This is a genomic window from Sulfurimonas sp., from assembly GCF_019429335.1.
Lineage (GTDB): Bacteria > Campylobacterota > Campylobacteria > Campylobacterales > Sulfurimonadaceae > Sulfurimonas.
In genome coordinates, this window is the sequence record NZ_JAHYJB010000008.1 from 40,549 (window position 1) to 52,646 (window position 12,098).

11 protein-coding genes and 1 tRNA gene are annotated in these 12,098 nt (G+C 38.9%); 5 read left to right on the top strand and 7 right to left on the bottom strand.

The genetic code is table 11. The features are described from left to right. The first annotated feature begins 15 nt into the window (after window positions 1-15). The 5 genes from K0A91_RS04815 to K0A91_RS04835 all read left to right on the top strand — a co-directional run bounded on the left by K0A91_RS04815 (window position 16) and on the right by K0A91_RS04835 (window position 5,274). Window positions 16-285 (top strand): hypothetical protein, encoded by a 270-nt coding sequence (locus K0A91_RS04815; protein WP_295008642.1) that lies wholly within the window; start codon window positions 16-18, stop codon window positions 283-285. Beyond that, window positions 213-1,517: a B12-binding domain-containing radical SAM protein gene (locus K0A91_RS04820; protein ID WP_295008643.1), complete on the top strand. Its 1,305-nt coding sequence runs from the start codon at window positions 213-215 to the stop codon at window positions 1,515-1,517. Before K0A91_RS04815 ends, K0A91_RS04820 begins: the two co-directional genes overlap by 73 nt. Further along, entirely contained in the window at window positions 1,517-2,170 is a 654-nt protein-coding gene (locus tag K0A91_RS04825) for a transglutaminase-like cysteine peptidase (RefSeq protein ID WP_295008644.1), read from the top strand. The genes K0A91_RS04820 and K0A91_RS04825 overlap by 1 nt, the downstream gene beginning before the upstream one ends. Continuing rightward, entirely contained in the window at window positions 2,167-4,089 is a 1,923-nt protein-coding gene (locus tag K0A91_RS04830; protein WP_295008645.1) for a LapD/MoxY N-terminal periplasmic domain-containing protein, read from the top strand. Before K0A91_RS04825 ends, K0A91_RS04830 begins: the two co-directional genes overlap by 4 nt. A gap of 66 nt (window positions 4,090-4,155) precedes the next feature. After that, window positions 4,156-5,274 (top strand): methyl-accepting chemotaxis protein, encoded by a 1,119-nt coding sequence (locus tag K0A91_RS04835; RefSeq protein ID WP_295008646.1) that lies wholly within the window; start codon window positions 4,156-4,158, stop codon window positions 5,272-5,274. A 3-nt stretch (window positions 5,275-5,277) separates the two neighbouring features. Here the strand turns inward: K0A91_RS04835 and K0A91_RS04840 are convergent, their stop codons facing one another. From K0A91_RS04840 to K0A91_RS04870, 7 genes are all read right to left on the bottom strand, one after another. Next, entirely contained in the window at window positions 5,278-5,754 is a 477-nt protein-coding gene (locus K0A91_RS04840; RefSeq protein WP_295008647.1) for a hypothetical protein, read from the bottom strand. A gap of 84 nt (window positions 5,755-5,838) precedes the next feature. Next, a tRNA-Ser gene (locus K0A91_RS04845) sits at window positions 5,839-5,927 on the bottom strand. A gap of 55 nt (window positions 5,928-5,982) precedes the next feature. Next, window positions 5,983-6,645, bottom strand: coding sequence for a DNA-binding protein (locus K0A91_RS04850; protein ID WP_295008648.1), 663 nt, complete (start codon window positions 6,643-6,645; stop codon window positions 5,983-5,985). Window positions 6,646-6,656: 11 nt separating this feature from the next. Beyond that, window positions 6,657-7,154 (bottom strand): YajQ family cyclic di-GMP-binding protein, encoded by a 498-nt coding sequence (locus K0A91_RS04855; RefSeq protein WP_295008649.1) that lies wholly within the window; start codon window positions 7,152-7,154, stop codon window positions 6,657-6,659. A gap of 55 nt (window positions 7,155-7,209) precedes the next feature. Beyond that, a complete protein-coding gene (locus tag K0A91_RS04860; protein WP_295008650.1) occupies window positions 7,210-7,911 on the bottom strand; it encodes a 2Fe-2S iron-sulfur cluster-binding protein in 702 nt (233 codons plus the stop codon). Further along, window positions 7,901-9,505, bottom strand: a complete 1,605-nt coding sequence (locus K0A91_RS04865; RefSeq protein WP_295008651.1) for an FAD-dependent oxidoreductase — start codon at window positions 9,503-9,505, stop codon at window positions 7,901-7,903. The genes K0A91_RS04860 and K0A91_RS04865 overlap by 11 nt, the downstream gene beginning before the upstream one ends. Then, the gene (locus tag K0A91_RS04870) at window positions 9,495-12,059 is read right to left on the bottom strand and encodes an ABC transporter substrate-binding protein (protein WP_295008652.1); all 2,565 of its coding nucleotides are present in this window, start codon (window positions 12,057-12,059) and stop codon (window positions 9,495-9,497) included. Before K0A91_RS04870 ends, K0A91_RS04865 begins: the two co-directional genes overlap by 11 nt. Between the last annotated feature and the right edge of the window lie 39 nt (window positions 12,060-12,098).

Genomic DNA, 12,098 nt, shown 5'->3' on the forward strand with positions numbered 1-12,098 from the left:
TGCTAAACTTACCTTATGAAAAAAATCATCCTGACTACGTTAAACTCAAGATTTACTCACACCTCGATTGCACTTAGATATTTATATGCAAATCTGCATGAACTACAAGAGAGTGCCGAGATTTTAGAGTTCAGCATAAATGATGCTCCGCAAACAATCGCGCAAAAACTGCTTGTTAGCAAGCCGCAAATCATAGGAATAGGCGTCTATATATGGAACGTCTCGGAGGTTTACGAACTTCTGCATGTAATAAAAAAGTCTCTCCTGATGCGAAGGTTATATTAGGCGGCCCAGAGGTCTCGCATAAACCTTTTAGAGTCAATTTTGATAACGCTGACTATATAATTCAAGGCGAGGGAGATTTGGCTTTTTACGAGCTGTGCAAAAAAATCATAGCAGGAAACGCTCCTGTGGAAAATATTATTAAAATGAGTATGCCCTCTCTTAAAAACGTAGCTCTTCCCTACAGATATTACACGGATGATGATATAAAAAACCGCTACATATACGTTGAAGCCTCGCGCGGATGCCCATTTGCATGTGAGTTTTGTCTCTCATCTATGGATGAGAAGGTGCGCTCATTTGACCTTGATACACTTTTAGAGGAGTTTGAACTTCTTTGGCAGCGTGGGGCTAGAAACTTCAAATTTATAGACAGAACGTTCAACCTCAACATAAAAACTGCAAACCTGTTGCTTGATTTCTTTTTAAAAAAGCCTCCTCCTTATTTCGCCCACTTTGAAGTAGTCCCTGACCATTTTCCGGACTCGCTAAAGAGTAAGATAGCCCTATTTTCCGAAGGTGCGCTACAGCTTGAAATAGGCATACAGACACTTAATGAGCAAATCGCAAACAATATCTCAAGACCGCTAAAACTCGACAAAATCAAAGAGAATATAAAATTTTTAGAGCATGAGACAAAAACGCATATGCATCTTGATTTGATTGTAGGTCTGCCAGGAGAGTCTCTGGAGAGCTTTGGAGCCAACCTTGATGAACTAGTGCGTCTAAGCAGCTGTGAGATTCAGATAGGGATACTCAAAAAGCTATCAGGCACATATATAAACCGCCACGATATAGAGCACGGCATGATATACAGCGATATTCCGCCTTATGACGTGCTTCAGACATCCAAACTCTCCTTTCATGAGATAGGAGTTATGAAAAGATTCTCAAGATTTTGGGATTTAACCTATAACAGCGGCAACTTCAAAGAGAGTGTCAAACTAATCTGGCAGGATGGGAGCGTCTTTGAAAACTTTTATAAGTTTAGCCTTTGGATTTATACACAGACGGATTCTACATGGCAAATATCACTCCAAAGACTCGGCGAGCTGCTTTTTAGATATCTTTGCGAAGTTAAAAACCTCACCCCTGAATTAGTAGCTGAAAGAATGCTCTCAGATATGATGAAATTAAAAGGGCGCGCAATCCCGGAGTATTTAAAAGAGTACGCTATTGGTATCTCAACCCGCAACAAAGAAGGAACATCTGGTTTTAATAAAAGACAGCACTAATGTCAGAAATTTTTCGATATAATCTTCGCATGTTTAAGTTAAAAATAGTTGTATTGCTATCACTGCTTTTTTCAAGCATCTTGCTTACGGATGAGCCGTACGTGGACAAAGATCTGCTAAATGAGATAGCTGACAAGTATGGAGTTTTTGCAAAAAAAAGATTCTTCTATCTTCAAGAAACTCTAGACTCGGTAAAAGATAAAAGCGACTTGGAAAAACTAGAAGCGGTAAATAACTTTTATAATGAAGTCAGATATGGCTCCGATATTAAAATATACGGCAAAAGCGACTATTGGGCTACTCCGTGGGAATTTTTGGGCAACGATAGAGGCGATTGCGAAGATTATGTTATAAGTAAATACTTCGCTCTTAAACACCTTGGGGTTGACTATAAAAAACTTTTTTTTACATATGTCCGCTCTACTAACTTTAAAGAGCCGCACATGGTACTTACCTATTTTGAAACACCAAAAAGCGAACCGCTGATTTTGGATAACAACAATCGCAAAATATTCCCCGCATCACAAAGAAAAGATTTAACACCAATCTATAACTTTAACGGTGATGTGCTTGATAAAGTCGGTAAAAACAATGAAAAATCTCACAAAAAATGGGACGAACTAAAACTCAACATGCAAAGGAAAAAAATATGACACTATTTAAACAGATAGCTTTAATGTTATCAATATTTTTACTAATCATATTGGCAACTGTACTCATACTAAACTTTCAAAGCGCAAACAAAGGGGTTCAAGACAGGCTTTATGATGATGCAAAAAATACTGCTACTTCTCTTAGCCTTTCGCTTGGGAGCGCCAATGGCGACCTCTCCATGATGTCAACCATGATAAATGCAAATTTTGACAGCGGGAACTATAGTCTTATATCTCTTGTTGATGTTGAGAACAATTCGCTTTATGACAGAAAGACAGAGAGCGACATCAAGACAGTTCCAAAATGGTTTATATCCCTTATAGAGCTTCAAGCGCCGATTGCCCATGCTAATGTCTCAGCAGGATGGAGCCAAGTAGGGATTTTAAGCGTTCAAAGCGATTCAACATATGCCTACAAGCAGCTTTATTCTATTTTAATTGACCTTCTTATCTATTTTACAATTATCGCGCTTGTCAGTCTTGTAACGCTTAACCTGCTGCTTCACGCTGTTTTAAGGCCTCTAAAAGAGGTGCAAAAGCAAGCTGGGGCAATTACAAAAAACGAGTTTATCATTCAAAGCAATATTCCATACACAAAAGAGCTCGCAGATGTGGTGCTTGGAATGAACAATATGGTTTCAAAAGTAAAAGCTATGTTTGACAAAGGAAATGAGGAGTTAAAAGCGCATAAGGAGCTTGAGTATGTAGACCAAGATACACAGCTAAGAAACCGCAAGTACCTCATTGACAGGCTTCCTGCTTATCTAAAAGCTGACGCATCTTATGAGGGCGGGGTAAATATGCTAATCTCTCTGAGCGGAATAATTGAAGCCAATGAAAAACTTGGGAGACAAAACGTAAACAAGATCTTTATAAAAATTGCCGATATCTTCAGAAATGGCACAAAAAATATTAAAGATTCTATCGTTGCAAGAATCAACGGCACCGAATTCTCGCTTCTTCTTCCAAACTACTCAAACGAAGAGGCGATAGAACTTGCAAAAAACATACAGCAATCTTGCAAAGATGTTATTGAAGCAGCAGAGCTTGATCCAAATGAGACTTTTGCCTCTGTCGGGTTATACAACTATAGACACAGCGACAGCATAACAAAACTGCTCTCAAAATCAGACAATGCGCTTGCGCAGGCAAAATTCAACCATGAAAACATACATCTTGAAAAAGCAGAAGATGCCATAGAGGTTATGGGCAAAGAGGCTTGGAAACTTCTTATCAACAAAGCTATAGAAAAAGAGAGATTTAGTTTTGTCTCTTGGAGTGTTATAGATACGAAAGCCAAAAAACTATCTCACAATGTCCTTAGCATCAATCTGACGCTTGATAAAAACAGCTCTTACGGCTATGCTCAATTTATGGCTCCTGCGATACAATCGGGACTAAGCTGCAACATATACAAAAAAATTGTCGACATGTTATTTAAAAACTCAAGTATGATGCTGAGCGCCTCAACCTACTCCCTTAGACTTCCTCATGAATATCTGGAGGATAAAGATACATACGGCAACTTAAGCGAGCTTCTTCGCGCAAATGCAGCGCTCCTGACATTTAAAGTAATCATCGAACTGCCTGACAGATTAGTCCGTCAAGACTCAAAACTAATAAGAGAGTATATAGAGCTCTTTAGAAAATATGGTATAAGCATCGGTATTTTTGAATTTATCGGCGAGAGCAAAGACTATGGCTACCTGCAAGAGCTTAGACCGGTATATATAAAGGGTGAGAGTAGCTACTTTTTAACACAAAGCGATCAGTCTCTCTCAGCACTTAGACTTATAACAGATACTCTTGGCATCTCACTTATAGCCGTTGGTGTTAGCGATACCCTAACGTTAGAAAAACTAAAAGCCAGAGATATACATATTGTTCAAGGAAAAGTAACAGAGATGGTTGATATTTAAAGGAATCTTTACTATTATAGTAGTATCCTTTAGACATAAAAATTAATAAAAGGTTGGACTTACTATATGTTTTTTAAAAACAACAAACTCGCCGGTGCACTTCAAGCTAAAGAGGCAGAGATAGCACTCCTGCAAAATGAGTTGGAATATGCAAATGAAAAAATTTCAAATCTTGAAAAAAAAGCTAAAAATGCAAGTAGCGAGCACGCCATAAATCAACTTATCAAGGCTCTTGTTGATGGTTTAAATGAGAGCTGTTTCAGAGACTTATCAGGTTTACAAGCTGATTTGAGCAATAATTTAAATGAGCTAAAAGATATTGATCAAAGAAGTGAAGATAACAACCGCAGCGCAGATGACGCGCTCATTGATGTGAATGTTCTTATGCAGACGATGGTCTCTCTGCTTGAGCATATAACCAGCACCTATGATCAAGTCAGTACACTAAACACTAATGTTGAAAACATATCAAGTGTTATCAGCCTAATCAAAGATATAAGCGATCAGACAAACCTTCTTGCACTGAATGCGGCTATAGAAGCGGCGCGTGCTGGCGAGCACGGAAGAGGATTTGCAGTTGTTGCGGATGAAGTAAGAAAACTTGCCGAAAGAACCCAAAAGGCAACAAGTGAAGTCGAGATAACGGTTCAAAGCCTAAAGCAAAATACGCAAGAGGTGCATGAACACTCAAAATCGATGGAAAAACTCTCAACCGACTCAAATGAGCAGGTAAGCTCACTTCAAGAGAAGATGCACAATCTTCTTGAGAGCTCTGAGATTATCGTTGAAAAGAACCAAAACATTACTAACGCTGTATTTATGGCTCTAGTTAAGCTTGACCACCTGCTATTTAAATCAAACGGCTATAAGACTGTATTTAAAAATCAAATTGACGGCCATTTTGCTTCAGACACAGAATGTCGTTTAGGTCAATGGTATCACACCGGAATAGGCAAAGAAAACTTCAGTACAACGCCAAGCTATCCAAAGCTTACAGCTCCGCACAAAGAAGTTCATGAAAATATTAAAAAAGCTATAGACTGTGTGGCAAATAATACATGTACTGAGCAATCTGCAAACGTAGTAACATATTTTAGAGATGCAGAAAAAGCAAGCAAAAGTGTTACGGAAGTTTTAAATGCTATGCTGGCAGAGGAGAGAGCCGCAAGGTCTAAAGGAAAATAGGCTCTAAATTCCTCTGGAATTTAGCCCTTTTGCTATTGCCTCGTTTATCTCCTGCTTATATTCAGGATTTTGTTTCTCAAGCTCTCTGTCGAAATTGATTATCAAATCTTTGTTTGCATTAGGGTGTCTGCATAAAGTAAAAAGTATATCTATATAGATATCAAAGTCTGGATGAGCCCTGAGTCCGAGCTTTTTATGTACTTTTCCGTGGTATTTTATGATTGCGTCAAGTGCATACTGAAGCTTCTTGGAATCTGATTTTTTATTTTTAATTATTCCTTCCAAATAGTTTAAATCAAGCTCTTTTTTCTGAGCTTCACCACTTGGCTCTTTTTTCTCTTCTTGCTCAGCAGGCTTAATATCTGATAATTTCTCTTGAGAATTTTTTGTGCCTCTTGGTTCTAAAAATAGCAACAATAGCAACAAGCCCAACAGTGCAACCAATCCCACAATAGACTTGATAATTAATTCTGCTTCCATTAGCCGCCGTTTTTTGTTTTATTATACCTTAGTGTAAATAAAGATGTCTATATATCGTGGATTTTATAAGAAAAGTTAATTAGGTGGTGGACAGTGAGGGATTCGAACCCTCGGTAAGTTTCCCTACGGCCGCGTTCCAGGCGACTGGATTAAACCAACTCTCCCAACTGTCCATGTTTAAAGACGGAATTTTATCTACAAATCCCTTAAGGGTAGCTCTGCTGAAGCTTATATTGAAAAATCGCTATAGTCATACTTCTGCAAATCTATATAGTACTTTTTGCCTATCGTAATAATTCTAGGATCCTCTTTTGAACTCACTTCAAACTTCTCTTTTATCTTTGAGATTTTTTTCTTTGAGAAATTTTTACTCTTTAGGTACTTGTTTAGTGATATCAGTCTACGGTTCTCTATGCTCTCTTTTGGTTCTCTTGGTTGGATTTCGGCTTCATATGCCTCATCATCCGCGCCTATGGAAATCTCCTGCGGAGCACTTAGCATAAACTTTGAGGAGATGGCGTTTATGATGTTTTTAAGCTGCTCATCCTTCTCTTTATATATGTTCTCAATCTTTATTCTCTCTTCTATCAGCATCTGCTCTTTTTGGTCTCTGAGAGTTCTTGTCTCGCCCTCAAGAGTCTCTACTTTATGCTGAAGTTTTGCGTTTTGCTCTTCTAAAAATTTATAGTATCTGTCATCGCTGTTATGAGAATTTTTTTGACTGCTTGCTTTTTTCGCTGCAACCTGAGTGCCGTCCTCTTTACCGAGGATAACAAGTTTTACTCCGTTTTCTACTACACTGTGCAAAGAACCTCTTCTTATACGGTTATGTATTGCCTCTTTGGATACGCCGAGCTTATCAGCCGCATCAGAAATTGTTAACTTTGACATGTAGCCTCTCCCTATCTCATATTTTCAAAAACAAGCGGCGCTTCCCACTCCATAGAACGAATAGTTGCAATAACTTTTTGCAAATCATCCAGCTTCGCCCCCTTGACTCTAATGGAATCGCCCTCTATCTGAGCTGTCACTTTTAGTTTTAGGTTTTTTATCTCAGCTACGATTTTTTTAGCCTCTTTGGACTCAATGTAGTCCACCACTTTATATGTCGCTTTTCTTGTGTTGCCGCTTGCATTTTCAACTTTTACTTCATCTAAAACCTTTGAAGAGAGATTTTGTTTTAAAAGCTTTGTTACTACGACATCTTTAAGCGCTTCTAGTTTGTTATCACTTGAGGCAACTAACACCAACAGTTTGTCTTTCTCTTTAAAGTCAACTTCATAGGTCGTGCCCTTAAAATCATAACGGTTTGCAACCTCTTTATCAACCGAATTTACCGCATTTTTAAAACTCTGCATATCTATCTTTGCACTTATATCAAATGAGTACTCTTTTGCCATTTTTTTAAACCTTTTGTAAAATAGTTGTAAATTATAACATAAAAAATGGTGTTAGTTAAAACTGTGGGCTTCCGTCAAAACCGAACCCGCCGCCAAAACTTGCAAAACTCGGATCGCTATAACCTAACATTGCGCTTCTTGCCCTTAGCTTTTCTATATCCGCTTTGCTTGAAATCTCCTGCGGACAAACCAGAGTACACTCGTTGCAGAGCGTGCAGTCCCAAACGCCGTTTGTTTGAATAACATCCATCTTCTCTTTTGGATTTTGCTCTCTTTTGTCGCTAACATACCGCCAAACTCTTGTTAGCGCAAACGGTCCTAAAAATTCGCTATTTACTGCATAAACAGGACAGGCGCTATAACATGAGCCACAAAGGATACAGTCACTCTGAAGCTCATTTCTCTTCTCATCTTCATGAGAGAGCAACACATTCTCTGTTATAGAACTCTGCCACGCTTTTGCTTTTGCATTAAAACCGTAAGCCTTATCCATATCCACAACAAGGTCGCGCATTACCTCGCTGTTTTTAAGCGGCTCTATCAGGTCTCCATCTTTTGCATGGTAAGAGCATGCCAAAACCTCCTTGCCGTTTGCCCTCACAGCGCAGCTTCCGCAAACACTGCTTCTGCATCCGCTGCTGTACGAAAGGGACGGGTCAAGTTCCGTTTTAATTCTATTTAAAAGCTCTAAAAGCGTGGAGCCCTCTGCGTCAATATCGTACTCTACAACACTATCTCTTTTGATATTAATTTTCATAGCTGAGCGCCCCTTCTTTGTCTATAATTGTATGGGCTTCAAACTTTTTATCAGCATGTGGCGCATCAACTCTAAAGTGTGCTCCTCTGCTCTCATCTCTGCCGATAGCAGAAATAAGAATAAGCTCGCTGATTTCAAGCATATTTTTAAACTCCAAAAACTCTCTTAAGTTTGTGTTATACTCTTTTGTTTTATCACTTACACCCATTTTAGGCAATAAGGCTCTTGTCTCTCTTACTTTGTCCAAAACACTATAGAGCGATTTCTTCTCTCTTTTTATTCCTACATGTAGATAAAACAGCTCACCCAAATCTCTCTGTTTTTCATAAAAATTTATCTCGTTTGTATATCTCTTTATCTCGGCAATTTTCTCTTGGAAAATATTTTTATTTTCGCTAATCTCTGTAGTTTTATCAACACTCATGGCATACTTTGCGGCTCTATCTCCTGAGAGTTTGCCAAAAACAACCAGCTCAAGGAGCGAGTTTCCTCCAAGCCTGTTTGCTCCGTGCACTCTATGGCTTGCGCACTCACCGACTGCAAAAAGTCCATTTATACATGTAGATGAGTTTTCATCAACCTCTATTCCGCCCATAGTGTAGTGAGCTGATGGCTTGATGGGTATCAGTTCATGAACAGGGTCAATATTTTCATACAGCTTTGCAAGTTTTGCCTCTTGGGGCAGCTCGTTTTCTATAAACTCTGTACCCAAATGCCTTATATCCAAAAACACATCTCCGCCCTTTGCTATCTCATCGTTTATTGCCCTTGCGACCTCATCACGCGGTGATAGTTCGTTAGTAAATCTCTCACCCTTTGAGTTTAGCAGATACCCTCCTGCGCCTCTGGCACTCTCGGAGATTAAAACAGATGAGTTTTTAAGTGCGGTCGGGTGAAACTGTATAAACTCCATATCACTTAGCCTTGCGCCGGCGCGCACTGCAGCGGCAATCCCATCACCGCTAGATGCAACCGAGTTTGTCGAGTGTTTGTGAAAAACTCTGCTGTATCCTCCCGTAGCGACTATAACACTTTGCGCCTCGTGGATTTCAACCTCACCGCTTCTTATGTTTAAAACACTAACACCGCTAACATATGGCTTTTGTTTGTCACTACATATAATAAAATCCAAGAGATATCTCTCATTTAAAATCTCAATTCCCTCCGCCATACATCTGTCATAAAGCGTATGAAGGATTTTAAGACCTGTATAGTCCTGCGCGTAGCAAGCTCTGGCTGCATACGCGCCGCCAAGTTTTCTCTGTGCAATTTTATTCTCTTTCGTTCTGCTAAAAGGAACACCGATGCTATCCAGCCATAAAACGACATCTGGAGCGCTTTGGCATAAAAACCTCACGGCATCCTCGTTTGCAAGCCCATGTGCGGACTTAAGAGTATTCTCTACATGTAACTCTACGCTATCCTCTTCAACATTTGAGAGTGCCGCATTAATGCCGCCTTGCGCCATACATGTCTGGCTTCTTGTGGGATACTCTTTTGTTATCACAACTACTTCAGCGCCGCTCTCGTGTGCGCTAAGAGCAGCTACAAGTCCTGCTCCGCCGCCGCCTATAACAATTACTCTATTTTTCATGATGACTGCCCACTTCTATTGTAAATTTTGCCCCGTTTTGAATATTTTGAGCGTATATTCTGCCTCTATAGTGCTGCTCAATAATATTCTTTGACATGTGAAGACCCAGTCCCGTACCGTTTTTATCAAATTTTGTAGAGAAGTATGGATCAAAGATTTTATCTATAATCTCCTCATCTATACCGCCTGCATTATCGCTTATCTCCATAACCGCCAAATTGCCTCTGTCATAACTTTTTATAACTATCTGTGCATCTTTTGTACCATTCTCCACAAACTGCTCTTTTGCGTTATTTATGATATTTAAAACGACCTGAACAAACTCGTTTTTAAAAAGCATAACCCTGTTCTCAGATGTCAGCTCCAGACAGAGGTCTATGTTTTCCAAAGCAAGGCTCTCTTCTAAAAGCCAATACGCCTGCATGGCTGGATTATTCAGAGTAAACTCCTCCTGATGCTTATTAGGTCTGTAAAAATCGCTAAAGTCAGAGACGATGCGGCTCAAATTTTGAGTGTAGAGTCCTATTTTTTTGAGCTTCTCATCAAAAAACTTTAAAAATGCTTCTCTTCCTTTTTTCTCGCATAGATTGTACTCTTCAAGCTCCAAAGCCATTATCATTGATATATGGAGTGTGGATATCGAACTTAAGGGCTGCTTCCACTGATGCGCTATCATGCTTACCATCTCGCCCATCTGAGCAAGACGCGATTTGTGCAGAAGATAGGTATCTTTTTGCTGCATCTCGCTGACAGCTTCGGCAATCTTTATTTCAAGTGTGCTGTTTAACTCAAGGAGTTTATTCTTAAGCTCTTCAAGTTCGATATTTTTTTTCCTTAAAATGTTTTGTTTATAAAAGAATATAAAGATTATCAATAGCGCCGAAAAAATCATCTCGTACAGATATTCAAACTTTACGTTTTTAACATAGTTTATAGAGACGCGCTTGTTAAAAAATGTATGGATATCCGAATGCTCTACATTTTTTGAAAATTTTTCAAAAATATTGTACAGAATTTCATCGTCATCCCTTACTCCAAAGCTGATACCTACCTTCTCATCAAACTGCCCTGAAATTTTGAGATTTGCGTTTGAGATATTTTTAAAAGCGTATGCAGTAAGTGTCAAACTGTCTATGTATCCATAGTATTTTCCACTCTTAACACCATTAAATCCATCTTTTATGGAGTCTACATATTTTAGTTTTATTCTGGGATGCTTCTCTTTTAAATTCTCGATAAAAGGGTTTCCTTTAATAACTGCAAACTCCATCTCCAAAAGACCGTCAATATCCACTATATAGTTTTCTGATTTCTTTGTAACTACTATCAGCGGCTCATGGTGATACGGAGTTGTTGTTTTTAGCCCTCTCTCCTCTTTGTAGTATTTTGCCGTTGGAAGCAGGTCACACTTTTTATCCCTAAGATTTTGCAGCGACTCTTCCCAGCTTTTTGTATCAACAAGTCTGTATGATACCTCCATGCTCTCTTTTGTCAAACTTAGTATATCAGCGCCTATTCCGACAAATCTATTATTTTCTACTGCACTAAGCGGAAGCAAATTCGCAACGGCGCAGATATTAATCTCTCCTCTTTGCCTGAGATACTCCTCCTCTTCTTTGGTTAAAAACTTCTCTTTTACGCTAAATATGAGCCTATCCAAATCAACATCATTATCTACAAGTCCCATAACTCTGTATATATCTAGAATTCTCTCTATCTTGTTTTTTCTCACACTCCCCAGCGGCACGCCGTTTGTAAAGGAGAGTTTTTTAAGCTCCTTTGCTTCATAAAGCAGTGCATCTTTTGTTTTGCCGGCAGAGTTATACTTTTTGTAGATAATCTCAACTGTTTCCTCAATATTTTCAAAAGCGTACTCCCACCCCTTTATGGATGCTTTTTTAAAACTATCTACTTTTTTTGGATTTTTGCGAACCTCTTCTTGTGAGGTAAAGAGTATGTCATCATAAAAGTCAAAACCTCTCTCTTTTGGGGAAAACGTTTTAAACTCTATCCCTCTCTTTGCTAACCCGTAAGGCTCATTTGAGATATATCCGGCGTAAAGGTCAACTCTTTTTTCAACAAGATTTTCAATGTCAAAAGTGTGCTTTTTGTAGTTGACACTCTCTTCGCCCAATTTTGCAGACTTTATCATGGTATATATTGATGCCGTCTCAACAGCATCTTCGGTAATCATCGCGGTTTTGCCGATAAAATCTTTTACATCTTCTATGCCTGAGGATTTAAGTGCTATTAGAACAAGTGGCGAGCTTTGGAATGTCGCACTTAGCAGAGATATCTCTTTGCCCTGCGAGTAGTACCAAATCAGGCTTGAGCGCCCTATTCCATAAGTAGTTCTACCGTTTACTACATCATCTATAATATCTGTTTCACTGCTGAATTTTTTTATCTCTACATTAAAACCTGCATCTCTGTAAAAACCCTTCTCTTTTGCCATATAGTATCCGGCAAACTGAAACTGATCAAGCCACTGAAGCTGAAGGGAGACCCTATCTAAAGGTCTCTCTGCTGCATGAATATAAACGAAAAGGGACAAAAAAATCAGTATAAATCTCATAACACGACCAATTGCTTA

Bases quoted from the DNA above. Each gene is read 5' to 3' on its own strand.
- K0A91_RS04840 (WP_295008647.1), bottom strand. From the start codon at position 5,754: ATGGAAGCAGAATTAATTATCAAGTCTATTGTGGGATTGGTTGCACTG.
- K0A91_RS04820 (WP_295008643.1), top strand. From the start codon at position 213: ATGGAACGTCTCGGAGGTTTACGAACTTCTGCATGTAATAAAAAAGTC.
- K0A91_RS04855 (WP_295008649.1), bottom strand. From the start codon at position 7,154: ATGGCAAAAGAGTACTCATTTGATATAAGTGCAAAGATAGATATGCAG.
- K0A91_RS04830 (WP_295008645.1), top strand. From the start codon at position 2,167: ATGACACTATTTAAACAGATAGCTTTAATGTTATCAATATTTTTACTA.
- K0A91_RS04865 (WP_295008651.1), bottom strand. From the start codon at position 9,505: ATGAAAAATAGAGTAATTGTTATAGGCGGCGGCGGAGCAGGACTTGTA.
- K0A91_RS04835 (WP_295008646.1), top strand. From the start codon at position 4,156: ATGTTTTTTAAAAACAACAAACTCGCCGGTGCACTTCAAGCTAAAGAG.
- K0A91_RS04850 (WP_295008648.1), bottom strand. From the start codon at position 6,645: ATGTCAAAGTTAACAATTTCTGATGCGGCTGATAAGCTCGGCGTATCC.
- K0A91_RS04860 (WP_295008650.1), bottom strand. From the start codon at position 7,911: ATGAAAATTAATATCAAAAGAGATAGTGTTGTAGAGTACGATATTGAC.
- K0A91_RS04825 (WP_295008644.1), top strand. From the start codon at position 1,517: ATGTCAGAAATTTTTCGATATAATCTTCGCATGTTTAAGTTAAAAATA.
- K0A91_RS04815 (WP_295008642.1), top strand. From the start codon at position 16: ATGAAAAAAATCATCCTGACTACGTTAAACTCAAGATTTACTCACACC.